A 23,568-nucleotide genomic window follows, 5' to 3' on the forward strand; every position below is an offset into this window, starting at 1 on the left:
AATATATAACTTGGAAAATTTCAAGTTATATTGTAGAAAGTATAGTTATTCATTCTTGCTCACTCTACAGGATAGGGTTCCCAAGGAGCGCGTGTAGATCGAAGGTTGGGTGTAATTGTGATAGCAATGTTCATAATCTCTTTTTTCCCGTCTTATGGTTACTTAACAGGCGAAAATATGAATAAAAATAGCGGGAAAAGAAAATATTATTTTAAAAAGGATGAAAGAAGGGTCTGCAACATGAAAAAACAATGGAAATTGACCGCTGCTATCCTGTATGGAGGAGTGATGATGTATGGCACTGCGGGTGCAGCTGGAGCTTCCGGGACGGAACCGAGTAATTCGTTGCAAACTCTCACTCCCAACGACTCTATCCAAGGGGCAGCCCGCCAATGGAATGCTGAACCACAGGACGAACACGGGCATGTTCACAGACATAGGCACGGCAAAAGGCCTGGCGGCTTGAATCACCATCTCAACGAGAAAGTAGCCAAGCTGCTGGGCATCACTCCTGTCCAGTTAGAGAAAGAGCTGGGACAAGGGAAGTCGTTGGCCGAGGTTGCTAAAAGCAAAGGCATCAAAGAGGAACAGCTCATTGATAAGTTGAAGAATGAAATGACCGTGGACTTGAAACGGCTTGTGAACCGTAAAGGCCCGATTACATTCGATCGTAAGTCCGGCGCTTCGAATGAAGCTCAATTGAAGCGTTAGCCGGGGATACCGTGGTATATCTGCTCTTGAATAAGTCGAGGAGTAGATCGTTTGACAATAAAAAAAGGATGGGGAAACCCATCCTTAAATTTCCACTTCCTTATCTTGTGCTATGTCATATTTAGTTACTTTACTGGTGTATTTATCTACATAATAGAATCCATAAGTTGCAATGTGATCAGGGAAATCTTCGTAAACTCTTATACAATATTTAGTTCCTTCCAAACCTTCAACCATTAAGTTTAAATTATATTTAACAGCATCCTTTTTTATTTTATCAGAAAGAATATGGAGTGCTTGATTTTCTGTAATCATCTTTTGCTGTTTACCTAAATACAGTTTATTATCAATGAGGCTGATTTGTCTGCTTTCTGCAATCCCAATATCTTTAACAGAGATATACGTGTTTCCGTTGTAAATCAAGCCATCGGCAGTGTTCTTTTTTGTCCCCTCTAAAAATACATCAAACTTTTTCACAACAGCATTTACGCTTGTTCCAGATGCAGCCATTGCGGTTGCACCAGTAATCATCATACCAATGGTTAAGCCCACTAATAGCCCCTTTAATTTGTCATTCATTTTAATTACCCCTCTTATGTATGCTAATTCCCTCACTATAGTATCCTAAATATCACCATATATAAAGTGATTGTTGTGGGAGAGCAGAAGAGTCAATTATCTTTAAAGAGCTTAAAAAAATCAATGGTTTCTTTTAAATCTTCATCATCAGTATAAATGTTCATCACCTTGCCTATTTCAATTGCAAAGTCCACATACTGATTTGGTTTAGCCGTAATGATATTCTTGTGTATCTCCAGACCCGTTGGATGATTCACAGGATTTTTATAGGAGACACCTGCTATCTCCAGTAGTTCAGTGGCAGAACAAATGGTCGCTATCACTTTATGATCATTATTCAATGTATTAATTAGAGCTAGAAGCTGCTTGTTCGTCTTTAATGGGGTGTTATCTCCGCCAGGTATAATTAGGAGTTGAATATCCACAGCAGACACTTCATCAAGGGCTACCGAAGGCGTAACTTTAAAATCCTCATAGGAAATTACAGGGTCTTTGGTTACTCCAATCGTAACAATGTCCCCTTTGGTTTTCATAAAATAGGTTGCTAGCATAATCTCAAAACTCACATAACCATCATAAATTAGAACGTGTGATTTCATTTATACACCTACTTCAACATTAGTTTTTAGCTTTGAGTCAATATACCACTTTGATAGGTTTAATTCCATAATTTACAGCAAATATAGGCTTGGAAGTTGAAATAACCAGTCGCACGAAATCAACCAGCGACTGGTTATTTAGCTTTGCTAGAATAAGAGTTGAGCGATACCTATAATAGCTTTTTAAGCTGGGAAATACGGCCTTGGGATACGCCGAGCCGTTCAGCGTATTCGCCTTGCTTGGCGTTTGGATGCTCGCGCATGAGTCTTCTTAGCTTCTCAACCAAATGTTGTGAAGACAACCGATGTACACTTTTTTCTTTGCACGCAGGTTCCTTAATAACAGGTACAGGCATTTGACTCACACCTATGTTTCCCTTCAGATCGTTTATGCATTTTTTACATAAAAATGAACCCCTGAAATAGCTTAAATCCTGAACCGAATAGCATAAATGACAGCAGACTCCTATATACTTTCGCATGCTCAATAATCCTGTTTCAACATCCAAATAAAATTCTAAAGATTCACCAGCTTGAATCCCCATAGAGGTTCGCATCTCCTTAGGAATAACAATCCGGCCTAACGTATCCAAGGGACGTGTCATACCTGTATTTTTCAAGTGATCTTCTCCTTCCATTGTCCAACATCCAATGATCTCCTAAAAAAAATATAAAAATCAATAAAGTAAAAGCATTTATGTTTGTTCCAAAAGATGGTATTATCGTGAAAGAAAATCAATAATTATACCATTAGTTTCCAAACTACATTGTTTATTGAAATTGAAATTGAAATTCTATGAAAATGCTGAAAGGGTGGTTTATCCATGGAAATCACACCTACGATACAGGCAGAAATTCAAACTTATCTGAAACGAAAAGGCTTAACGATGACCAAGTTTGGTCACACGATTGATTTGAATGTAGGTACAGTTAGTAGCATTGTGACTGGTAACCGATCTATTTCTGTTCATCAACTGGATAGTATTACTGCGGGAATGAATTTACCACCGGATTATTTTTACGAACGTTATATTGAAGAATGCATTGAAGAATCTCCGCTCAACTGGAAAAAAATCAGCCCTTTCCTATACCGATGCATTGAACTAGGACGACTCGACTGCTTGCAGCGAGTTGTAATTATGTTATTGGATAACCCTAATTATCCGCCATCGCTCTTTGAAGTTGCCGAAAATGTATACAAAGACGGTTACAACGAAGCAGCGGCATACCTTTACAAAAAGGTGGCTGAAAGTGAGAAGCAGCAGCATTCAGAGCGATTGGCGGTCTGCCAGTATCGTTTGTTCCAAATCAATATTGGACAAGATAGAGCTGTAAATCTTCAAGCTGCCATTGAATTTGCCCCTTTTGTGGATCGTTTAGACGAGATAGAGCAATTAGATGCTTTAAAAGATTTGGCTAACGTGTACAGATCATTAAGTATGTGGGACAAGGTGTATGAATTTGCCCATCAGATGGGTCAATTAGGACAGATCCAATATAATTTGGTTCATAACTCCAAGCGTAAAGGAACAGAGCCGCGAAAAAGGCTAAGCAGGCCGCTGTTTGTATACATAGTTTACTCCGAGTTGCTGTGTGCTAATGCTTGTGATGCAAAAGGCGATCATGAACAGGCATTAGAACATATTCGAGGTTATGCCGATCTAAGTTGGGTGAAGGAACAAGATTCCGAGTCTCTCTATTGGAAGAAGCAGTATCTGCAATGGGCGAAAATTAATACGTACGTCAATAGACTTATGTCCGGGGACATCAGTGTTCTGCCGGATTACGTAGAACATATGGCTGCCGAAAAAGAGATTTTTTCCGAATTAATAAACGTCATTGAAGTGGCTAATCGGTACAATGTAGATGTAGACCATATCCTTAAGCGTTTTGAATCCCAAATTGCAGCGTATCAGGAGCCGTTATCTTCTGACATGTATACACAACAAGTTTTACCTGAAGAATACGTGCGATTTTGGTACAAGATGGCTAAGTACAGCCTAAATAAAGGCAGATATCCATATGGTTTCAATTGTTTAATAAACGCTTTTGAAAAAGCTGTTACAATTAACCACGTACTACTTATTGCCAATTGTTTTGGACTATTTTCTCATTTCAAAACACATGCGGCTCCTGAAACACATGCTCAGTTCCAATCTATTTATGAGGAGGTGTGGGAGAGAAATGATCAAAAGGATGGCTTTCTGCTTGACGGTAACTAGCTTTTTACTGGTATTCACAGTACCAGCCCAGGCTGGAAATCTAAGCCATGACACAATCCAAACACAAGGACACGTTGGTGGATCTTGACCAAGCACTAATTTATTACCCTGGACCAGCTTATTGCTGGTCTTTTTTTGTATTATTTTGTAATTTTTTGATTCAAAAAAGGTTCTTAAGTAGTTGGACATCCCTCCTTAAAATAAGATTCAATAGGAGGTATGCAGGATGAACAGGGATAAAACGGAAACGTTAATTCAACAAATGGAACACGCCAGACAACACTTGCATGATCTTTACGCAGAGTATGGCTTCGGACATGCTTGTGTACTTGAACAGTCTATGCTTTTGGATGAACTGATTAATCAGTACAACCGTATGTATCAGACCAGAAAGCAGCCTCACCATGTTTTGGATCAGATCATTAACAACGACGATGTTATGTTCAGTCCATCCTCCCCTTTCTCTTTATGCAAAACTGTGACTTCTCCCACGTAATGTTTATTATTATTCTATATAATGACTTATTTTAAAATAAAATACATATTCATGTCATAAAATGTTAATCATTTTTTTGGGGACAGCATACTAAGGCAACAAAAAAGCAGAGCTCCATAAGAGAGCCCTGCCAAAGTCCATTGGATTTATAACCCCATGCTGAAACACAGACGCACAAGTTTAGCCAAGCTCCTGCGTGCTTTTGGAAGCGCGCTTAGAGGAAAGGAACTGGAAACGAAACGCATGCCAGTTCAACCGCTGTCTGCCTTTGGAGCCAACAATCCAGTTGCCGCCGGGCAGATGGGCAAAGAGCCAGCTGATGCCCAGAGAAACACTTGCCACGACGACAAACGTAATGAGCGTAGCTGTAAAATGATGATCACCCAGTGCAAGCGGGCGGGTGTAGTAGGATATGAAGGACAGCACGAGCGCATGGGCCAGATATCCTCCGAAGGAATAGCGTCCAATCCAGTTCAGCATACGGCGAAACGGCTCGGATCGCTGGTCTTTTTGCAAATGAAGCAGCAGTCCGTACAACAAAAGCAACTGCGAGACAATCAGCACGAAGGTGCTTGGCTTCAGATAGGTGGAAATATTAAGATTAATCGTATCACCCGACTGGATCAGCATTGTGTGACCCATAAGCATGAACAAACCAATAAAGACAAATACATTCCACGGCAACGTCTGTTGGGCCAATCCCCGCCAGGTGTCCGTCATATAGGCGCACACTGCGCCCAGCATAAAATAGAAAAAATACATAACAAAGTTATAAGTGCGGTAATCTAACAGAGTCTGCCAAAAGGGAGGCAACCCAGTGCTCCATGCAGACATGTCATAGTAGGACCATTGTAACAACAAAGCGTAAGCCGCAGCGGCAATCAGCATAACAGCCAAAACAAGCTGTTTGCGTCTTTTCGTGCTGTAACGACGTAGAAACACTTGAACCTGCCCGGCTGCTTTTGAAAATAAAGGAAACAAAATATAAAACTGAAAGATCATCACTACAAACCATAGATGATATCCGCTGACGGGGATGATCATTTCCTCGAACATACCTTTGTAAAAATAAATATTTCCCCACTGCGCCGTTGACCAGTTTTGAGTACATACCCAATAAATAACCGTCCAGCAGAGGAAAGGAACATAAATATCTCGAAACCGCCTGCCAATATAGCGAGGGTAGCCAATCGGTTTGTTACCATTATAAAAAAGCAGCGCCGCAGACAGGAAAACGAACGTCGGTGTGCCAAAACGTGTCAAATGATACAGCATCGCGAGCATAACGGAATCTGGCTGTTGGATGTCGCTGCGATAAATATATTCGCCAATGCAATGCTGAAGCACGACAGCGAGGTAGGCAAGACCCCGTAGTTCTGTCCACTCCGCGATACGCGGCTTGCTCATCCATATCACTCCTTTTCCTCAAGATACGCATATGTTTTTCCTAGCACAATTGTAGGTATTGTAACGTAGAAACATTAGTGCAGGATTAACGCCACCTGAAAGTAAGAAGAGTGAAGTAGTTCCAATTTAATATGATTGCGTTTACAATCTAAGTGAAACCAGAATAAATTAAAGTGAATTTATAACTTAAGGATACACACAGGAAGAGGGAGGAAGGATGAAAAAAACGCTGCTGGTATATATGCTGTTGATTGCGGCCTTTGCTCTCTATGTGTTCAGGTATGAACAAACTGGCCCGTTGAATGGTACTTGGGAAGATAAGGGGCTACGAGGCAGCATCGGAGAAACCTATATGATGATTACCTTCCAGTCTGGCTTGGAGTATTGGAAAAGCGGGCTCAAGGGTTTCGAGGATGCAGGAGATGCTTTGGGAGTGACTGTGGAGTATCGGGGAGCTACCCGTTATGATGCACAGGAGCAGACGACAGTTATTGAGCAGGCGATTGCTCGTAAGCCCGCAGGGATTGCCATATCAGCGATTGATCCTCACTCTCTGATTCCGGTAATTAATAAGGCGCTGGATGCGGGCATTCCTGTGGTACTGTTTGATGCCGAAGCGCCGGGGAGTCGGGCGTATTCTTTTTTGGGCACGGATAATTATAAGGCGGGCGTGACCGCTGCGGACAAAATGGCAGAGCTGTTGGGACGAGAAGGTCAAGTCGCTGTTTTGACGCTACCCGGTCAGCAAAATCATGAGGAACGCTTGCGTGGCTTTCGCGATACCATACAGCGGCAGTATCCTGCCATGAAGGTGGTGGAAGTAGCGGATGGCCGCGCAGACGCGATGGTCTCCCGGGATGAGTCGCAAAGGCTGATGAAAGCTTATCCGAAACTGGCGGGCATTTTTGTGACCGAAGCAACGGGAGGAACAGGTGTAGGTGAAGCGGTACTGAGTCAAAAAAACAGCCACCCGCTGAAAATCATTTCTTTTGATACGAATAAAGCGACATTGGATATGATTCGTGGTGGCACAATCTCGGCAACAATTGCCCAGGGAACATGGAATATGGGCTATTGGTCGCTTCAATATCTGTTCCATCTGCATCATCATTTGACGACTCCTGCGCCTTCTTCCACTGGAGACAACACTCCGCTGCCCGTGCGGGTAGACACTGGAATCTCTGTTGTCACCCAGGCGAATGTAGATGATTATTATGCGAAATAAATTTTGGAAGCGTATCCAGCTAGGAGTGCACCACATGATGCCGCGGTTACGCTTGCGCAATATGCCCTTACGTTATCAGCTGATGCTTCTGTTCCTGTTGTTTGGCATTGTACCTTCGCTGGGATTAGGTCTGCTGGTCAATTGGACGGTGGAACGGATTATTGAGCGGCAGGTGGAAGACCATACGATGCAGTTGATTGGCAAGGTAAATGAAGCACTGGACACCAAAATGGAAAATTTGCAGAACATGACGTATCTGATTGCTTTTAACCCCGATATCGGGGAGTTCTGGAAAGGGAAGACGCTGGCTGACGGCCACGCAGGTCATGCGAGTGTAATAACAACGGAAAACCAGGGGGAGCAGACTCAGAACTCGGCGCAAAATCAGGCTCTCAGCTCCAAGCAGGCATTAAGTTCTGTACAGGAGCAGGATACGCTGTATAAAATGAAGCAATTTTTGCAGGGCTATACTACGTTATATCCTGAAATTGCAGGGATTCTGATCGTGAACGAAAAAGGCGACTATATCAGCAACGAAATGTATGCTCGAAGCACGCGTAGCCTGACGGAAGAAGATTGGTACCAACAGGCGGCGCAGCATGCAGGCATATTCACTGTGCTAGGACAGCCGAGCCACCGTAATGTGACCACTCATGTCCGGTACAAGGACAGTGAAATTGTCTCCGTCGTTCGTTCGGTTACGGATTCGGAAACCGGACGCGTGCTAGGCGCGATAATGATTGACCTCAAGCTACGGGCTGTGTCGCAGGCCGCCAGAGATGTAACCTTGGGCAAAAGTGGGTATTTAATGGTGACAGATGCTGAGGGACGCAGCGTGTACAGGCCGGATATGCCTTTGATTGAGCGCATTCCACCGCAATGGTTCGGGGCAGGTGACAGCGGGATGTTTACCCGTGAAGCTGGGGGCAGGGAATTGCTGTTCATGTTCAGGGCTTCCGAATTCACGGGCTGGAGAACAGTGGGGGTATTCCCGGCACGCGAATCTACACTGGAAGTGCGACAAATTCAGTTCTATGTCGTCTGTTTTGTTTTCATTGTATGTCTATTTGGCTTAACGGCATCCTTGCGATTGTCGAGTTCCATTGCGCAGCCAATTTTCCGGCTGATGTCCTATATGCGGACGGCAGAGACAGGGGATCTTACAGTTCGCCAATGGAGTGACCGTGGGGATGAAGTCGGAATGCTGGGGCGGAGCTTTAACCGGATGCTGGAGCAAATTCGCCGTCTCATGTCACTTAGCGAACTGAGAGAACGGCAAAAACGGGATGCCGAGCTACGCAGCCTTCAGGAGCATATTAAGCCCCATTTTCTATACAATACGCTAGATACGATTCATTGGATGGCCCGAAGAAATGGAGTAGACGACGTATCTGACATGGTAGGAGCGCTATCGAGATTGTTTCGTCTCGGGCTGAGCAAGGGGGATGACTTTATTCCGCTGCGCTCCGAGATTGAGCATATATCTAGCTATATGCAAATCCAGCAAACCCGCTATCGTGACCGACTTCGCTGGGAGTTGAATGTACCCGACGAGCTAAAGGATCTGTTCGTGTTGAAGTTGATGCTTCAGCCTGTAGTGGAAAATGCGATTTATCACGGCATCAAGGCCAGACGTGGCCCAGGCACGATTTGGATAGAAGCTAAAGCTGAAGGCGACAAGCTGCTGCTGACGGTGCGTGATGATGGCGCAGGGATGGCGGCAGAAAGGCTGCGTGAGCTGCGTGAATTGCTGGAAATACCGCTGGAGGCGATGGAAGGACAGCAGAAGCAAAGTGGGGCTAGTACAAATGGTAGAAGCTACGGCATGCTGAATGTACAAGCGCGTATCCGGCTATCTTTTGGTGAGGAATATGGAATTGTACTGGATAGTAAAGAAGGAGCAGGCACCTGCGTGACGATCATTCATCCGCTGCTGCTGGATATGGCGCAACTGAAGAAGCCGCATGAAAAAGGAGAGGGTCAGGATGACGAAATCAAAGGGCAGAGACAACTCAACGACGGTGAGTCTGATTGACCAGGCCATAACGGAAGTGATAACAGGGACAGCACAGCGTTACCAAGTATTGATCGCAGATGATGAGCCGATCATCCGAGAGGGGATACGGGATTGCATAGACTGGGCGGCACTCGGCATGGAGGTTGCAGCTGAGGCGGAGGATGGTGAAGAAGCGCTGGAGCTGGTGGGTCAGCTTCGCATAGATATCATGCTGGTCGATATGAATATGCCGTTCATGGACGGGATTGAACTGATTCGTCGGCTGCGGGAAGTACGTCCGGAGTGCCGCTGTCTAATCATTTCCGGGCATGATGAATTTGCTTATGCGCAGGAGGCAGTCCGACTTGGCGTAGAGGATTATATCTTGAAGCCGGTAGATGCTGAGCAGCTTCACGCTGCGCTGTCACGGCTCGGTCAGCGGCTCGAGGAAGAGCGTAAGCGTGCCGCCTATGTAGAACAAGCTGCCGGGCAGATTGAGCGGAATATTCCGTTGTTGCGCCAGCGGTTTTGCCTGGAATGGCTGGAAGGGCAACATACGGGCATAGATGTCATGGAGCAGTTGGCGTTTTTACGGCTTCCATCGCGGCCGCCTGCTCAGATCGGTGTCGTACGGTGGCCAGCGGCAGAGGCCCGGCAGACGATTATGCGCGAGAATGACCGACAGTTGTTTCTTTTTGCCGCTGAAAATATTATTGGCGAACTGCTGGAGGACCTGCCACATGTGTTGTTCCGCGATGCGAACGGGCTGATCGGCATATGCCTGTGGCAGGAGGCACCCGAGACGATTGGCGCTTCCATAGAGCAGGCGATTGGACGCTACCTGAATATAGCGGTTCATACGCATGTGGAATCCAACGCGGGTGGGCTGGAAGGCGCAATGGATGCGTACCGGATGTGTCGGGATCGGGTGTATGGCGAATCGCAGCTGTCTCCCATCGTACGCCGTGCTCGGCAGCTTATTCAGGAAGGCTACGCCGATCGGGAGTTGACGCTGGAAGCCCTTGCCTCGCGGCTACAGGTATCCGCCGTATATCTCAGCCGTGTGCTCAAAAAGGAGCTCAACGACAGTTTCGTGACCCTCGTCACGCGTGCCCGTATCCGTAAAGCAGTGCAGCTACTGGATTCCACGACGTTGTCTATCTATGATATAGCAGAACGTACGGGTTACGACAGTCAGCACTATTTTAGCACCGCTTTTAAAAAGACCATGGGTGTGTCCCCTGTGCAGTACCGTAAAGGCGGGGGAATTCAGGAAAATTCGCTGGAGTAGGAATGATTGGCATGTGGAATTGTCCTACACTGTTCTATGATGATAAATGCTAAAAAAATGTGTGTGTAATCACACCTACGCATTCAGGGGTTTGTTACGCTGGGGATAACGAACAAATATCTATAAATATTTGGAGGAAAACGATATGTTTTGTTATCAGTGTGAACAGACGCCGAGTGGCGGGTGTAAAGTAGTTGGGGTGTGCGGGAAAGATGAGACGATAGCGAGCTTGCAGGATACGATGATTTTTGCATTAAAAGGGATTGCTGCCTATGCGACACATGCTCGCCAGTTGGGCTATACCGATCCTGAGGTAGATCGCATCACGCATGAAGCGTTATATATGACCTTAACCAATTCTAACTTTAATGTACAAGAGCATTTGGAAATGGCGATGAAGGTCGGAAATGCGGCTGTACGGATCATGGATGTGCTGGATCGTGCGCATACGGATCGTTTTGGCATTCCGCAGCCGATTACGGTCAGCCAAAATAAAATCGAAGGCCAATGCATCGTCGTGACCGGACATAATCTGTATGCGCTGGAGGAATTGCTGCGGCAGACAGAGGGCAAGGGCATTAATATCTATACTCACTCGGAAATGCTGCCTGCTCACGGTTATCCGGCATTGAAGAAATATGCACATCTCAAAGGGAATATCGGTAAAGCCTGGTACGATCAGCGTAGACTGTTCGAAGAGTTCCCGGGCGCAATTCTGGCTACGACGAACTGTGTTATGCCGATTAAAGGCACGTATGCAGACCGCTTCTTCTCTTATGAAGTAGCCGGGCTGGAGGGAGTAGCCAAGATCATGGACGACGACTTTTCACCATTGATCGAGCGCGCGTTGGCTCTGCCAGCCGCAGATGTAGATTCAGAGCAGGTGCTTACAACGGGATATCATCATGAGACAGTTATCGGGCTGGCTCCTGAGATTATTCAGGCCGTTAAAGACGGACATATCCGCCGTTTCTTCGTCATCGCAGGCTGCGACGCACCAGGCAAAGGCGGCAACTATTATCGCGAGCTGGCTACATCCTTGCCGAACGATACGGTCATTCTGACCACATCCTGTGGTAAATTCCGCTTCAATGACGTGGATTATGGAACCGTTGGAGATACAGGAATTCCGCGTTATATTGATTTGGGGCAATGCAACAATTCGGGTTCTACTGTGAAAATCGCTCTGGCATTAGCGGATGCATTCGGTTGTACGGTGAACGAGCTGCCTGTCAGCATTGTGTTGTCCTGGTTTGAGCAAAAAGCCGTTGCCATCCTGCTGGGCTTGTTCAGCCTTGGCATCCAGGATATTCGCATTGGGCCGAAGCCGCCTGAGTTTATTTCTTCTGGCGTGCTGGATGTACTAGTGGAGATGTTTGGCTTGAAGCTAATTACGACCGCAGAGGAAGATATGAAAGCGATGTTGGCATTGTCGTAAGAGATTGGTGGGGAACTGCAAAGTGCAGTTCCTTTTTTGTTTCATCGTTCATCGATTCTTATAAAGATGTCCGTAAGAATCTTTAATGCCAGTTCAGTATCTTTGGATTCACGAGTTCTTAGGAGAGTTAAAATGGTTTTTATACTTGAATGTTCTTCGGTAAGCTCATCATTGTCCTTCACATATGTAAGCAACTGATAGACGCCCACGTTCAATGCCTTCGCTATTTTCTCCAGATTTTTCAAAGATATATTTCTCTCCGCTCGCTCAATAAATCCAATATAACTCGAATTGAATCCTGCTTTTTCGGCTAAAGCTTCTTGGGAAAGCCCTTTAGACTTTCGAATATCTCGAATACGTGTACCGACTAATTCCAAAAGTTCTGACATGAATACACCTCTCTATAGTAAGGGTTCTACAAAATCGATTTCAATCGCTCCAAAGTGCAATATATAGACGAACTAGATCATCACGACCTATATATTATTACTGGAAGTCGCTTGTTGGATTTTGCAAAATCCTCTAGTTAGAAGTGTAGAGAAAGAGTTACATCTAATTAATAAGTGTTAGTAAGTAAATTGAATTAAAAACTACTATATAGTAATATTTATTAGGAAGCTTGTCCGGTAGCTAGAAAATTATACATCTTGATGGTTACATATTTGTGCTACGTTGCTCACATTTGTTTCAGGATTTTGCAAAACCCTTATTTATGAAATTTTAATTCAGGAGTTGATTCCCCATGAAACATTACTCCTTAAGTCCCCAACTACATAGTGATTCTGATTTCAAATTGCCCAAGTACAGCGATACCTACATATTCAATTGCATGATGGATTTTCAAAAGCTTGCCGAATACCAGATCAAGCTTGCACAGATGATGCGCGACCATCATCAGTTTCAAAACTGCCTCATTCTTTGTGATCGAGCGATGTTTTCTATGGCTAAGGCCATGTATGTTCATCGAAACCAAATCATTCCATCGTACATTCGATCCATGACTGACCTATTCCCTTTAATTCACACAGATGCTGAGCCCAATTTAGATATGGTGCTGTTTATCGGTACGGTACATTATCTGGTTTCGGGAGAGGATGAAGCATCCGAGGAGACGATGAGACAGGAGGAAGTAGACAAGTTGCTTTATAAAACGGACTCTATTCTAGAGTCTCTGTCACAGCGGATCGTAGCTGATCCGTCTAAGCGGTATCCGTCTATTTATAAAGAAAATTCGTTCAATGAATCGGTAGATCTTTTATCAATAATACCCGGTTCTTTTTGAGCTAATGATATAATGACGAAAAGGAAGATGTTAGATGATGGCTAACACCTCCACATCAGAAAGGGTGTTATTTCATATGCCTACATACAACAAACTGGTGCGGGATCGGATTCCGCACCTCATTATGTCTCAGGGCAAGGAATGTCGGACACGTATCTTGGAACCAGAGGAGTATAAGCAGGAACTGCGAACGAAGCTTCGTGAAGAAGCCGGGGAATATTTTGAAGCGGACAAAGATCAGGAAGCGCTGGAAGAACTGGCGGATATGCTGGAAGTCATCCGGGCGCTGGCAGAAGTACATGGGACGAATGCGGCAGAGCTGGACAAGCTGCGGGCAGACAAAGCCGAGGCACGGGGTGGCTTTCAGGAGCGGGTGTTTTTAATTGATGTAGATGAAGATAAAAGTTAACTAAATATTTCAAGGATAGCACATTCAAAAGGGGAGCTTGATAATTGGAGCTACCTTTTTTGTCTCTTTTTAAGCACCTAGTATAGCGAAAAATTTATAAAGTGGAAGTTATTTTATCTTCTCTTCTCCAACTTCTAACTCCCCCCATCACAAAGGTTAAAATTTTATAAAAAAAGTTCAAAACCAGCAAAGACCTTTCCCGGCCTGGAATGATACCATGTGTTTGCACATAAAAAAAGGAGAGGCACTCATTGCCTCACTTATGTAAGCGCTATCTCATCTCAACTCTAATTAGCACTGACCTGAGGATTTTGCAAAATCCTTACCTTCAAATGACCTGCATTACATGAGGAAAGGGGAACTTCATATGAAAAAAGGAGCTGTTGTCGTATGGCTTCTGGTTTTGGCCCTGATGCTTTCGGCCTGCAATCTGGCGGAGAGTGGAACGGGCAGCAAGGAAAAAGGCTATGTGGGCATTTCCATGCCGACCAAATCGTCCGAGCGTTGGGTAGGGGACGGAGAAAATATGGTTCGGTTGTTTCAGGAGCAAGGCTATAAAACGGATTTACAGTACGCCGAGGACGTAGTAGAAAACCAAATCTCCCAAATCGAAAATATGATCACCAAGGGCGTCAATGTTATGGTGATCGCTTCGGTCGACGGAAACACGCTGACGGATGTGATTCAGAAGGCACATGACCGAGGCATTCAGGTCATTTCTTACGACCGTCTGATTCGCAACACACCGTATCTGACGTATTATGCGACTTTCGATAACTTTAAGGTGGGCGTACTACAGGCGGCATATATTGAGAAAAAGTTGGGACTCAAGGAAGGCAAAGGCCCTTTCAATATCGAACTGTTCGGTGGTTCACCGGACGATAATAACGCTTATTTCTTCTTTAATGGTGCGATGTCTGTACTTAAACCGTACATTGATTCCGGTAAGCTGGTCGTACGCAGCAAGCAGATGACGATGGCGCAGATCGCTACACTGCGATGGGACGGAGCTTTAGCGCAGTCGCGGATGGATAATCTGCTGAGTGCCTACTATTCAGGGGCCAATCTGGACGCGGTACTATCCCCGTATGACGGCATTAGCATCGGTATCATTTCATCCCTGAAAGGGGTCGGATATGGATCAGCGAACAAGCCGCTGCCGATCATTACAGGGCAGGATGCGGAGCTGGCTTCCATCAAGTCCATTGTGGCTGGGGAGCAGACGCAAACTATATTTAAGGATACCCGCAAGCTGGCTGAGCAAACGGTCGTAATGGCCAACAGCATTTTACAGGGCAAACAAGCGGAAGTGAATGACGTCAAATCCTATAACAACGGTAAAAAGGTCATTCCTGCCTACTTGCTTGATCCGATCTCGGTAGATCGGACGAATGTGGAGAAGGATATTGTCGGCAGTCACTATTACACCAAAGAGCAAATTGGACTGAAATAAGAGTAGGAATCCAACCGAAAGGAGCGTATCCCATGACTGGAATCATTTTGGAAATGAAGGGAATTACCAAAACCTTTCCCGGTGTGAAGGCATTGGAAAATGTAAATCTCAAGGTCAAGGAAGGCGAAATCCATTCCTTGTGCGGTGAGAATGGTGCGGGCAAGTCGACGCTGATGAAGGTACTAAGCGGTGTATATCCGCATGGAACCTATGAAGGGGATATTGTTTTCCAGGGCAAAACGTGTGAGTTCAAGGATATCAAGCAGAGCGAGGAACTAGGCATTGTCATTATCCATCAGGAGCTGGCGCTGATCCCGTATCTCTCAATTGCGGAAAATATTTATCTGGGCAACGAACGTGCCAGCGGCGGCGTGATTGATTGGAAAGAGACTTTTGTGGGTACACGCGATCTGCTGTCCAAGGTCGGTTTGAGTGAGAATCCCAATACATTAGTTACGAACATCGGGGTCGGGAAGCAACAACTGGTCGAAATTGCGAAAGCGCTCTCTAAAAAGGTAAAGTTGCTTATTCTCGATGAACCGACAGCGGCGTTGAATGAGGATGATAGTGAAAATCTGCTTAATTTGATGCTGGAATTTAAAAGACAGGGCATTTCCTGCATTCTCATCTCCCACAAGCTGAATGAAGTCGCAAAGGTGTCGGATTCGATTACGATTTTGCGGGACGGGAAGACGATTGAGACACTGGATATGAAAAAGGATGAGGTCACGGAGGATCGGATCATTAGCGGGATGGTTGGACGTGATCTGACCAGCCGTTATCCAGAGCGTCATGCCGAGATTGGCAAAGTCGTTCTGGAAGTGAAGGATTGGACGGTGTATCACGAGCATCATGCAGACCGCAAGGTGCTGGATCAGGTGAATTTGAACATCCGTCGCGGTGAAATTGTCGGTATTGCCGGGCTGATGGGAGCGGGACGGACCGAGCTGGCGATGAGCGTGTTTGGCAAGTCATACGGACGCAACATTTCCGGTCAGCTGATTAAAGACGGCAAGCCGATCCAGAACAACACGGTTACAGACGCGATCAACAACGGCTTTGCCTATGTGACAGAGGATCGCAAGGAGTATGGCCTCATTTTGATGGATGATATCAAGCGTAATATTTCGCTGACTGGCCTGAACAAGCTGACGAAGGGTGCTGTCGTCAATGAGCAGGAGGAAGTCGTTGTTGCAGAGGAAATGAAAAAAAGCATGAACATAAAAGCACCGAGCATTTTACAGAAAACGGGTAATCTGAGTGGCGGCAATCAGCAGAAGGTGGTGCTGAGCAAATGGATTTTCGCCGGGCCGGATATTCTGATTCTGGATGAGCCGACACGCGGCATTGATGTGGGTGCCAAATATGAAATTTATACGATTATTCATCGACTTGCCGCTGAAGGCAAGGGAGTGCTGGTCATTTCGTCCGAGCTGCCAGAGGTACTAGGTTTGTGTGACCGGATTTATGTCATGAATGCTGGGCGGATCACTGGAGAGGTTAGCCGTGAGGACGCGTCGCAGGAAACGTTGATGAGATATATGACCAAGTCAGGAGGCGTGAAGCATGGAAACCATAACTAAACTATTTAAAAATAACATCCGCCAATATGGCATGATGATTGCGCTGGTCGTCATTATGATTTTGTTCGAGGTGCTGACAGGCGGCCTGCTGTTGAAGCCGATTAATATTACCAATCTGATTCTGCAAAACAGCTATATTCTCGTGCTGGCCATCGGGATGGTGCTGGTCATCATCACTGGACATATTGATTTGTCCGTCGGCTCCATAGCTGCTTTTGTCGGTGCGGTTGCCGCCATAATGATGGTCGATTGGCAGCTTCCAGCATGGATCGCTGTCATTGCATCTTTGCTGGTCGGAGCGTTAATCGGCGCATGGCAAGGGTTCTGGGTCGCTTATGTACGGATTCCGGCATTTATCGTTACATTGGCAGGAATGCTGCTCTTCCGTGGATTGACCATGATCGTGCTGGAAGGTCAATCGATCTCTCCATTTCCGGGGGGCTTCCAGAAAATCAGTTCAGGCTTCCTGCCGGATTTTTCATCTACCGGTTATAACCTGGTATCCATCATTGTCGGCATTGCACTCACGGTATGGTTTATCGTGAACGAACTTCGCGAACGTCGTTCTCAGCTTAAATACGGATTTGAGGTTCCGTCACAGACATTATTTGTACTCAAGCTGATTGTGGTAGCTGCGGTCATCAATCTGTTCACCTTCATGCTCGCGAGCTACGCGGGGATACCTAACATTCTCGTGCTGCTGTTCATACTGATCGTTGTGTACTCCTTCGTCATGAACCGCACGATTATGGGTCGTCATGTGTATGCGTTGGGTGGAAATGAAAAGGCAGCGGGTCTGTCCGGTGTCAAAACGAAAAAAGTAACGTTCTGGGTATTCGTTAACATGGGTGTGCTGGCGGCCATTTCCGGTCTGATCTTTGCTGCACGTCTGAACGCGGCTACGCCGAGAGCGGGTACGAACTTCGAGCTAGATGCCATCGCAGCCTGCTTTATCGGTGGAGCTTCGGCGTCCGGCGGGATCGGAACCGTTTTTGGAGCCATTATCGGTGGTTTGGTCATGGGCGTACTGAATAACGGTATGTCTCTGATCGGTCTGGGTATTGACTGGCAGCAAGGAATCAAGGGCTTGGTGCTGCTGCTGGCGGTTGCCTTCGATATTTACAACAAAAACAAAAGATCTGCTTAAGCTCAGATTCGGTATCGTAAAACAAGAAAACCTCCAGTTCCACTAGAAATGTGGATGCTGGAGGTTTTCTTGCTTGTTGGGTCTTGTGGCTATCAGCCAACGAAACTAAGTGGTGACCATTTGGCCGCCGTTTATATGCAGCGTTTGGCCTGTAATGTAGGAACCGTCATCCGAAGCCAGCAGCACATAGGCAGGAGCCAATTCATAAGGCTGCCCGGCACGCTTCATTGGTGTATTGCTGCCGAAGGTGCGAATGACTTCAGGCGACTGTGTGGCCGGATTCAGCGGAGTCCAGATCGGACCGGGAGCAATCGCATTCACGCGAATACCCTGATCGACCAGATTATTAGCCAAAGCGCGGGTGAAGCTGACGATAGCTCCTTTGGTAGCTGAATAATCGATCATATTCTTTTGACCCACATAGGCTGTCACCGATGCCGTATTGACGATGCTAGCCCCAGCCCGCATATACGGCAATGCTTCTGTAGTCATATGGAAGAAGGAAATAATATTCGTATCAAACGTATCACGAAGCTGCTGCTCACTGATATCCAGATACGATTCGCGCACAAACTGAATACCTAGGTTGTTAATCAGGATGTCAATACGACCAAAGGTTTCCATCGTTTGTTGAACAACCAGACAGCAGTTGCTTTTTAGCCTTAGATCCCCCGGAATTAACAAACAACGTCGGCCAAGCCTGTGAATGACATCACGGGTTTCCATAGCATCTCGATGCTCATCGAGATAGGCAATGACCACATCGGCCCCTTCCTTGGCAAATGCCACTGCAACCGCGCGACCAATACCACTGTCACCACCGCTAATAATAGCCACCCGATCCTGAAGCTTTCCAGTGCCGATATACTTTGGATTATCATAAATAGGGCGTGGAACCATCAGGTATTCCAACCCCGGCTGTCTATATTGATGCTGGGGAGGAAAAGTAATCGGAACTTCTTTACATTGGGTTTCTGTACCGTAATTAGGATGTTGCCAATTCATCGATAATCCCTTCTTTATACGTTTTGAAATCCAATATATTCAAAATAGGCGCAAACGGTGACTCAGGACGATTGCCTTACTCCGAAACCGTCGCTCCATCTGCCGGAATATGGACGCGCCCCTTTAAACCTTCACGGTTGATATGTTCCGTAAGCTCTGAGCGAGTTAGTAGACAATGATTGATTGCTTCCATGTGGACAGCCACGATTTGTGTATAAGGGGCATGTTGTGCTACCGCCGTTACATCTTGGGCAGTCATAATAATGGGATCACCTACCGTAAACCGTGCTCCTCCAGCGTTCACAATTGTCCAGTCAGGACGGTATTTATCCAGTGTTTCCGCGATTTCACTGCACCAGATCGTATCCCCGGCCAAATAGACGACAGGTTCACCTGGTGCCTGAAAAACAAAGCCGGATACGGGTCCCATCTGCTCCCCGATTTCTCCGGTGCCGTGATGCCCGGTTGTACGGATAATCTCAATTTCTCCCACAGAACCAGCCAACGGAATCGGGGTAACCTGTGTAAAACCATCAGCAGTGATTTGTTCTTCATTTCCGGGCTGGCAGAAGACAGGAATTTGTTTGTCCAACCAGCGTACTGCTGCCGGGTCCCAATGATCGGGATGTAAATGTGTGACGATGACAACGTCAGGCTGTCCGAGTGCCTGCCATTGTGGCGGCAAGGGAACCAGTGGATTACGGCGGGCATTTTCCGTATTGGGGACCGGCGGATTTGCGCCAGCATCGCTTAACATCGGATCGATCAGAAATTTTATTCCAGCGTATTCCAGCCATAAGGTTGCGTTGCGGATTAGTGTGATTTTCATATATGAAAGCTCCTTTGTGATGAATGTTATTTTTGACCAAGTGTATTTTCGGTAGTTCATTGTTTCTGTTACAATCATATCTGACGCAAGGAGCTACAGGCTACGGTTTGCTGAAAGGAAAATCAGCATTATCGTTTCATCATGAAAGGAAAAATAACTATGGAACTATTCGCACCTGATGACACCGATCTGCGCATTCTTCATCATTTAATTGAAGACAGCTCTTTATCGCACAAGGAGATCGGCCAGCTTGTTCATTTGACAGGCCAAGCCGTAGGGGCGCGTGTTCGAAGAATGCAGGATGCGGGCATTATCGAAGGCTATACGCTGCGCTGGAACCCTGAAAAAATTGGACAGACGATTCATGCCTTTATTACGGTTTTTTTGAATTCAGGAACGACTCACAGTGCTTTCCAGGCTTTTGCACGGGAGCATCCCTATATTGTTGAAATCCACCGGGTGAGTGGGGAGGGCTGTTATTGGATGCGGGTGCGCATGTCCTCACAGACAGAGTTAAATACCATGCTGGATGAACTTACGAAGTTTGGTAATTACAAATTGAGTTTTTCCATTGGTGAGATTTAACGATAAAAGCTTTCGGCGTTGGTGCCGAAAGCTTTTCTATTTGGGCGAGGGCTATCGAGGTCAACTTATAGTGTGTGTTCAAAAAGTCGGCTTTTCAGGACCGAGAAGGTTGGATGAAGCTAGGGACAGAGTAGCGGAGCGTAGACAGATCTACGTGAGCAACGGAAGGCCCGGCTGAATTCAAGATTCGACGTCGAATCCGCTTCTTGAATAGCTTCGTTATGGAAAGACGACTTTTTGAACAACCTCTTATAGGCTCATTTTAAAAATATGCTGCAAGCCGTGTTGTCCCAATTTAGTGTCACCTTCATCTATAAAGCCGCATTTGCGATACAGACTTTGGGCAGACAGATTACGGGCATTGACGCCCAGTACAATCTCGCGAATATGTGGGAAGTGTCTGGCGATGAACTGTGGTAGTAGAAGCAGCCCTTTTTTGGCGAATCCTTGTCCCTGATCTGCGTAATGAATAGAGAACGCGCGTAGCAGCAGTGCCTCAGAAGTATTCGTATAGTCCGCTAATTCATCCCCATTGTATAAAATGAAAAATCCAACGGGTCTTCTAGTAGCCGTAATCACGACAGGATGGCGGTGCGGATCTTCCTTGGCCAGTATGAGCATTTCATCCGGCATTCCAGTAAACTGCTTCTGCTCCTCAGGTAAGTAGAAGGTATGTAAAATGGCATCATGCCCACAATGGTAAGGGACAAGCTCTACATTATTCATCATTACACTCCGATCTGTATGGATTTTTAACTTTCTTTATCATCTAGTTTGCTAAAAAAAGAAACCTGAACTCGCCTTGCTTACGTATTACCCATACATAAACTAGCATAGTCAAAAGGAGACGTCTACGCTTATGAAGCAGCTTACAGAATATCGGGAAAGCCAGGACGTATTGCGTCATGAGTTGAAGAATATTGAAAAATGGGAGAAGGAACAGAAGGACATTTTTTTCTGGGAAAAAATCGGCAGATGGCCTTTTATGTTGCTGGATCGGCTGACGCCCAAAATCATTAAAGACAAGCTGGAGCAACTCCTTAACGAGTTGGGTAGCTTCATTCAGAACGGCGGCAAATATTTGGTGAAGGAAGAAACGGTTCTGAACAGGCTGAAAAAGACGGCCCATGAACATGTCATTCAGCAAAATGGTGCAGATTCCGCTTCGGATACGCAGGACCTGCCTCGTGCCGGGGAAAACGTTGATTCAGAACATAGTGTCGAACCTATGTGGGAGTTGAAGCAGGCGGCTGAGCTCCCGCTAACCATCATGGATCGGACTGCCGACGATATGACATCGGCTCGCATTACCTTTGCCACCGCTCAGGGAGCAACAACGGGGATTGGTGGTGTGTTTACGATTGCGGCGGATATTCCTCTTTTGCTCGGCTTGTCGCTCAAAGTGCTTCAGGAAATAGCCTTGTGCTATGGCTTTAATCCCCATGATAAGCAGGAACGCATTTTTATTATTAAATGTATGCAATTTGCTTCATCCGATATTGTGGGGAAGAAGGCCGTATTAGAGGAGCTGGCTTTGTTCGATGATCCTTCACGTCAGGCACAGGTTTTTTCCCAGATGCAGGGATGGAGAGAGGTCATTAACACCTATCGTGATCAGTTTGGATGGAAAAAGCTGCTTCAAATGGTCCCGATTGCGGGTATTTTGTTCGGCTCCATCGCGAATCGAAGCGCTATTAGTGATGTAGCTGAAGCAGGGAAAATGCTCTATCGGAAGCGTCGGATTGTGATGCGTTTGGCAGAAGTAGAGAGTGAGGAATCACGTTAGTTGGCTATAAAGGTGTGCAGCGGCCAGGATGGCCGCCACACGTTAGCCTGTTACACTTCGGCTCCATTTTCTTCCGCCCAGCGGTTCAGGGTTTTATCTGTAGGAAGCAGGAAGGTTAAGATGCCGAGCAGTGGCAAAAAGCCGCACAGGAACATGATGTGGGTGATGCCTACTTTGTCGATCCAGTTGCCGAGTACGAGCGCGCCTACACCGCCAAGGCCAAAAGCCAGACCTGTAATGAGACCGGACACGGTCCCGATTTTACCAGGCACGAGCATCTGCGCATATACGACGGTGACCGAAAAGCTAGATAGCATAATAAATCCGATAATCGCCAGCAGGATTGCCGTCCAGAATTGGTTGGCATAAGGCAGCAGCAACGCGAGTGGTGCAGCTAATACCATGGACAGGAAAATCATATTGCGTTTACCAAAACGGTCCGCCAGCGGACCGCCAAAGAAGGTGCCCAGCGCTCCAGCTCCGAGGAACAGGAAAATGTAAAGCTGTGCATCAGCCAATGGCATTTTGAATACTTCCATCAGGTAAAACGAATAGTAGCTTCCGACCGAGGTCGAGTACCACGATCGAACGAATACCAGTAGAATGAGGACAATCATGGCAAACATAACACGGTTACGCACTTCGGGCTTCATGCGGCGTGCCACCGCTTTTTTGCGTGCAATGCCTTCTGTACGCAGGACGTTACCGTACCAGCGGGCGATGAACGTTTGCACCACAATTCCCACTGCCGCAATACCTGTGAACCAGATCGCACCAAATTGTCCCAACGGGATAAAAATCCAGCTCGTGAGCATCGGCGCCAGTGATTGGCCCGCATTGCCGCCAACTTGAAAAATGGATTGTGCTAATCCCCGGCGTGATCCTGCCGCCATATGGGATACGCGCGAGCCTTCCGGGTGAAAGGCAGCCGAGCCCAGACCCACAAAGATGACTGCGATGAGCACCGCTTTATAATCGGTAGCATAGGCGAGCAACAGCATGCCTGTCAGCGTAAAGCCCATACCTATGGGAAGGATAGCGGGCGTAGGTCGTTTGTCCGAAAACAAGCCAATCACAGGCTGCATGATCGAAGCTGTAAAATTGATTGCGAATGAAATCCAGCCGATCTGTGTAAAGTTCAGGCGCATAGATTCCTTTAAGATCGGAAAGATCGCTGGAATGACCGATTGAATCGAGTCATTGAACAGATGGACGAAACTGATCGCAATCAGAATCGCAAAAACGGTGCCTTTCACTTGCGGCCCCGGGAGGGGGAGCGATTGGCCCGTTTCATTTTTTGTAGCAGATTTACTAGTCATGGCAACCTCCGAATATGTATGTATATTTTAAGATATAGGAAGCGATCCATTTGCAGCAAATGGCTGAAAGTGGGATGAAGGCCACTTTTACTCATTACTGCTTGCCCATCCTGCTGGATACTCTTCATTGCTCCATTTAATTAGAATTTCTAAAATGGCATATCGAAATTCAAACATTTACCATCCTCAAAACCGATATATATGTG

23 protein-coding genes are annotated in these 23,568 nt (G+C 46.2%); 14 read left to right on the forward strand and 9 right to left on the reverse strand.

Annotated elements, in window-relative coordinates:
• Nucleotides 1-240 precede the first annotated feature (240 nt).
• Nucleotides 241-711 (forward strand): hypothetical protein, encoded by a 471-nt coding sequence (locus ACYCS5_RS20555; RefSeq protein WP_318627021.1) that lies wholly within the window; start codon nucleotides 241-243, stop codon nucleotides 709-711.
• 84 nt (nucleotides 712-795) lie between these two features.
• On the opposite strand, the gene ACYCS5_RS20560 is transcribed toward ACYCS5_RS20555, so the two are convergent.
• The 3 genes from ACYCS5_RS20560 to ACYCS5_RS20570 all read right to left on the reverse strand — a co-directional run bounded on the left by ACYCS5_RS20560 (nucleotide 796) and on the right by ACYCS5_RS20570 (nucleotide 2,509).
• Nucleotides 796-1,290 carry a hypothetical protein gene (locus ACYCS5_RS20560; protein WP_029516121.1) on the reverse strand — a complete coding sequence of 165 codons (495 nt, stop codon included), beginning with the start codon at nucleotides 1,288-1,290 and terminating at the stop codon, nucleotides 796-798.
• A 92-nt stretch (nucleotides 1,291-1,382) separates the two neighbouring features.
• Nucleotides 1,383-1,889: a DJ-1/PfpI family protein gene (locus tag ACYCS5_RS20565; RefSeq protein WP_165144515.1), complete on the reverse strand. Its 507-nt coding sequence runs from the start codon at nucleotides 1,887-1,889 to the stop codon at nucleotides 1,383-1,385.
• Nucleotides 1,890-2,059: 170 nt separating this feature from the next.
• Nucleotides 2,060-2,509, reverse strand: a complete 450-nt coding sequence (locus ACYCS5_RS20570) for an AbrB/MazE/SpoVT family DNA-binding domain-containing protein (RefSeq protein ID WP_029516123.1) — start codon at nucleotides 2,507-2,509, stop codon at nucleotides 2,060-2,062.
• Nucleotides 2,510-2,713: 204 nt separating this feature from the next.
• On the opposite strand from ACYCS5_RS20570, the gene ACYCS5_RS20575 reads away from it, so the two are divergent.
• A complete protein-coding gene (locus tag ACYCS5_RS20575) occupies nucleotides 2,714-4,111 on the forward strand; it encodes a helix-turn-helix domain-containing protein (protein ID WP_318627019.1) in 1,398 nt (465 codons plus the stop codon).
• 226 nt (nucleotides 4,112-4,337) lie between these two features.
• Nucleotides 4,338-4,607 (forward strand): aspartyl-phosphate phosphatase Spo0E family protein, encoded by a 270-nt coding sequence (locus ACYCS5_RS20580; RefSeq protein WP_141695431.1) that lies wholly within the window; start codon nucleotides 4,338-4,340, stop codon nucleotides 4,605-4,607.
• Between the two features lie 180 nt (nucleotides 4,608-4,787).
• Here ACYCS5_RS20580 and ACYCS5_RS20585 read toward each other — a convergent pair whose 3' ends face one another.
• Nucleotides 4,788-6,014 carry an acyltransferase gene (locus ACYCS5_RS20585; RefSeq protein WP_449291537.1) on the reverse strand — a complete coding sequence of 409 codons (1,227 nt, stop codon included), beginning with the start codon at nucleotides 6,012-6,014 and terminating at the stop codon, nucleotides 4,788-4,790.
• 217 nt (nucleotides 6,015-6,231) lie between these two features.
• Here ACYCS5_RS20585 and ACYCS5_RS20590 point away from each other — a divergent pair, with 217 nt between their 5' ends.
• From ACYCS5_RS20590 to hcp, 4 genes are all read left to right on the forward strand, one after another.
• Nucleotides 6,232-7,239, forward strand: coding sequence for a substrate-binding domain-containing protein (locus tag ACYCS5_RS20590; protein ID WP_165144527.1), 1,008 nt, complete (start codon nucleotides 6,232-6,234; stop codon nucleotides 7,237-7,239).
• Nucleotides 7,240-7,273: 34 nt separating this feature from the next.
• On the forward strand, nucleotides 7,274-9,274 hold the full coding sequence (locus ACYCS5_RS20595) for a cache domain-containing sensor histidine kinase (RefSeq protein ID WP_342434925.1): 2,001 nt from the start codon (nucleotides 7,274-7,276) through the stop codon (nucleotides 9,272-9,274).
• Complete coding sequence (locus ACYCS5_RS20600; RefSeq protein WP_069010373.1) at nucleotides 9,225-10,526, forward strand: response regulator; 1,302 nt, start codon at nucleotides 9,225-9,227, stop codon at nucleotides 10,524-10,526. The genes ACYCS5_RS20595 and ACYCS5_RS20600 overlap by 50 nt, the downstream gene beginning before the upstream one ends.
• Nucleotides 10,527-10,671: 145 nt before the next feature.
• Entirely contained in the window at nucleotides 10,672-11,964 is a 1,293-nt protein-coding gene (gene hcp / locus ACYCS5_RS20605; protein WP_028543172.1) for a hydroxylamine reductase, read from the forward strand.
• 41 nt (nucleotides 11,965-12,005) lie between these two features.
• On the opposite strand, the gene ACYCS5_RS20610 is transcribed toward hcp, so the two are convergent.
• Nucleotides 12,006-12,353, reverse strand: coding sequence for a helix-turn-helix domain-containing protein (locus ACYCS5_RS20610; protein ID WP_029516129.1), 348 nt, complete (start codon nucleotides 12,351-12,353; stop codon nucleotides 12,006-12,008).
• 353 nt (nucleotides 12,354-12,706) lie between these two features.
• Between ACYCS5_RS20610 and ACYCS5_RS20615 the strand changes: the two genes are divergently transcribed.
• The 5 genes from ACYCS5_RS20615 (at nucleotide 12,707) to mmsB (ending at nucleotide 17,838) form a co-directional block, all read left to right on the forward strand.
• Nucleotides 12,707-13,246 (forward strand): hypothetical protein, encoded by a 540-nt coding sequence (locus ACYCS5_RS20615; protein WP_340884583.1) that lies wholly within the window; start codon nucleotides 12,707-12,709, stop codon nucleotides 13,244-13,246.
• Between the two features lie 76 nt (nucleotides 13,247-13,322).
• Nucleotides 13,323-13,655: a nucleoside triphosphate pyrophosphohydrolase gene (locus tag ACYCS5_RS20620; RefSeq protein WP_459761331.1), complete on the forward strand. Its 333-nt coding sequence runs from the start codon at nucleotides 13,323-13,325 to the stop codon at nucleotides 13,653-13,655.
• Nucleotides 13,656-14,022: 367 nt separating this feature from the next.
• The gene (gene chvE / locus ACYCS5_RS20625; protein WP_016821351.1) at nucleotides 14,023-15,108 is read left to right on the forward strand and encodes a multiple monosaccharide ABC transporter substrate-binding protein; all 1,086 of its coding nucleotides are present in this window, start codon (nucleotides 14,023-14,025) and stop codon (nucleotides 15,106-15,108) included.
• 32 nt (nucleotides 15,109-15,140) lie between these two features.
• Nucleotides 15,141-16,691, forward strand: coding sequence for a multiple monosaccharide ABC transporter ATP-binding protein (gene mmsA / locus ACYCS5_RS20630; protein WP_029516133.1), 1,551 nt, complete (start codon nucleotides 15,141-15,143; stop codon nucleotides 16,689-16,691).
• A complete protein-coding gene (gene mmsB, locus ACYCS5_RS20635) occupies nucleotides 16,675-17,838 on the forward strand; it encodes a multiple monosaccharide ABC transporter permease (RefSeq protein ID WP_023987351.1) in 1,164 nt (387 codons plus the stop codon). Before mmsA ends, mmsB begins: the two co-directional genes overlap by 17 nt.
• Nucleotides 17,839-17,943: 105 nt before the next feature.
• On the opposite strand, the gene ACYCS5_RS20640 is transcribed toward mmsB, so the two are convergent.
• The gene (locus ACYCS5_RS20640; RefSeq protein ID WP_340931537.1) at nucleotides 17,944-18,843 is read right to left on the reverse strand and encodes an SDR family oxidoreductase; all 900 of its coding nucleotides are present in this window, start codon (nucleotides 18,841-18,843) and stop codon (nucleotides 17,944-17,946) included.
• A gap of 76 nt (nucleotides 18,844-18,919) precedes the next feature.
• Complete coding sequence (locus tag ACYCS5_RS20645; protein WP_340931539.1) at nucleotides 18,920-19,672, reverse strand: MBL fold metallo-hydrolase; 753 nt, start codon at nucleotides 19,670-19,672, stop codon at nucleotides 18,920-18,922.
• A 159-nt stretch (nucleotides 19,673-19,831) separates the two neighbouring features.
• Here ACYCS5_RS20645 and ACYCS5_RS20650 point away from each other — a divergent pair, with 159 nt between their 5' ends.
• The gene (locus ACYCS5_RS20650) at nucleotides 19,832-20,257 is read left to right on the forward strand and encodes an Lrp/AsnC family transcriptional regulator (RefSeq protein ID WP_165144551.1); all 426 of its coding nucleotides are present in this window, start codon (nucleotides 19,832-19,834) and stop codon (nucleotides 20,255-20,257) included.
• 249 nt (nucleotides 20,258-20,506) lie between these two features.
• Here the strand turns inward: ACYCS5_RS20650 and ACYCS5_RS20655 are convergent, their stop codons facing one another.
• Nucleotides 20,507-20,983, reverse strand: a complete 477-nt coding sequence (locus tag ACYCS5_RS20655) for a GNAT family N-acetyltransferase (RefSeq protein WP_029516138.1) — start codon at nucleotides 20,981-20,983, stop codon at nucleotides 20,507-20,509.
• A 133-nt stretch (nucleotides 20,984-21,116) separates the two neighbouring features.
• On the opposite strand from ACYCS5_RS20655, the gene ACYCS5_RS20660 reads away from it, so the two are divergent.
• Nucleotides 21,117-22,043 (forward strand): EcsC family protein, encoded by a 927-nt coding sequence (locus tag ACYCS5_RS20660; protein WP_029516139.1) that lies wholly within the window; start codon nucleotides 21,117-21,119, stop codon nucleotides 22,041-22,043.
• A gap of 50 nt (nucleotides 22,044-22,093) precedes the next feature.
• On the opposite strand, the gene ACYCS5_RS20665 is transcribed toward ACYCS5_RS20660, so the two are convergent.
• Nucleotides 22,094-23,362: an MFS transporter gene (locus ACYCS5_RS20665; protein WP_459760062.1), complete on the reverse strand. Its 1,269-nt coding sequence runs from the start codon at nucleotides 23,360-23,362 to the stop codon at nucleotides 22,094-22,096.
• Between the last annotated feature and the right edge of the window lie 206 nt (nucleotides 23,363-23,568).

The sequence above is a fragment of the Paenibacillus sp. SEL3 genome, from assembly GCF_054602585.1.

Bases quoted from the DNA above. Each gene is read 5' to 3' on its own strand.
- ACYCS5_RS20555 (WP_318627021.1), top strand. From the start codon at position 241: ATGAAAAAACAATGGAAATTGACCGCTGCTATCCTGTATGGAGGAGTG.
- ACYCS5_RS20560 (WP_029516121.1), bottom strand. From the start codon at position 1,290: ATGAATGACAAATTAAAGGGGCTATTAGTGGGCTTAACCATTGGTATG.
- ACYCS5_RS20565 (WP_165144515.1), bottom strand. From the start codon at position 1,889: ATGAAATCACACGTTCTAATTTATGATGGTTATGTGAGTTTTGAGATT.
- ACYCS5_RS20575 (WP_318627019.1), top strand. From the start codon at position 2,714: ATGGAAATCACACCTACGATACAGGCAGAAATTCAAACTTATCTGAAA.
- ACYCS5_RS20580 (WP_141695431.1), top strand. From the start codon at position 4,338: ATGAACAGGGATAAAACGGAAACGTTAATTCAACAAATGGAACACGCC.
- ACYCS5_RS20585 (WP_449291537.1), bottom strand. From the start codon at position 6,014: ATGAGCAAGCCGCGTATCGCGGAGTGGACAGAACTACGGGGTCTTGCC.
- ACYCS5_RS20590 (WP_165144527.1), top strand. From the start codon at position 6,232: ATGAAAAAAACGCTGCTGGTATATATGCTGTTGATTGCGGCCTTTGCT.
- ACYCS5_RS20595 (WP_342434925.1), top strand. From the start codon at position 7,274: ATGATGCCGCGGTTACGCTTGCGCAATATGCCCTTACGTTATCAGCTG.
- ACYCS5_RS20600 (WP_069010373.1), top strand. From the start codon at position 9,225: ATGACGAAATCAAAGGGCAGAGACAACTCAACGACGGTGAGTCTGATT.
- hcp (WP_028543172.1), top strand. From the start codon at position 10,672: ATGTTTTGTTATCAGTGTGAACAGACGCCGAGTGGCGGGTGTAAAGTA.
- ACYCS5_RS20610 (WP_029516129.1), bottom strand. From the start codon at position 12,353: ATGTCAGAACTTTTGGAATTAGTCGGTACACGTATTCGAGATATTCGA.
- ACYCS5_RS20615 (WP_340884583.1), top strand. From the start codon at position 12,707: ATGAAACATTACTCCTTAAGTCCCCAACTACATAGTGATTCTGATTTC.
- ACYCS5_RS20620 (WP_459761331.1), top strand. From the start codon at position 13,323: ATGCCTACATACAACAAACTGGTGCGGGATCGGATTCCGCACCTCATT.
- chvE (WP_016821351.1), top strand. From the start codon at position 14,023: ATGAAAAAAGGAGCTGTTGTCGTATGGCTTCTGGTTTTGGCCCTGATG.
- mmsA (WP_029516133.1), top strand. From the start codon at position 15,141: ATGACTGGAATCATTTTGGAAATGAAGGGAATTACCAAAACCTTTCCC.
- mmsB (WP_023987351.1), top strand. From the start codon at position 16,675: ATGGAAACCATAACTAAACTATTTAAAAATAACATCCGCCAATATGGC.
- ACYCS5_RS20640 (WP_340931537.1), bottom strand. From the start codon at position 18,843: ATGAATTGGCAACATCCTAATTACGGTACAGAAACCCAATGTAAAGAA.
- ACYCS5_RS20645 (WP_340931539.1), bottom strand. From the start codon at position 19,672: ATGAAAATCACACTAATCCGCAACGCAACCTTATGGCTGGAATACGCT.
- ACYCS5_RS20650 (WP_165144551.1), top strand. From the start codon at position 19,832: ATGGAACTATTCGCACCTGATGACACCGATCTGCGCATTCTTCATCAT.
- ACYCS5_RS20655 (WP_029516138.1), bottom strand. From the start codon at position 20,983: ATGAATAATGTAGAGCTTGTCCCTTACCATTGTGGGCATGATGCCATT.
- ACYCS5_RS20660 (WP_029516139.1), top strand. From the start codon at position 21,117: ATGAAGCAGCTTACAGAATATCGGGAAAGCCAGGACGTATTGCGTCAT.
- ACYCS5_RS20665 (WP_459760062.1), bottom strand. From the start codon at position 23,362: ATGACTAGTAAATCTGCTACAAAAAATGAAACGGGCCAATCGCTCCCC.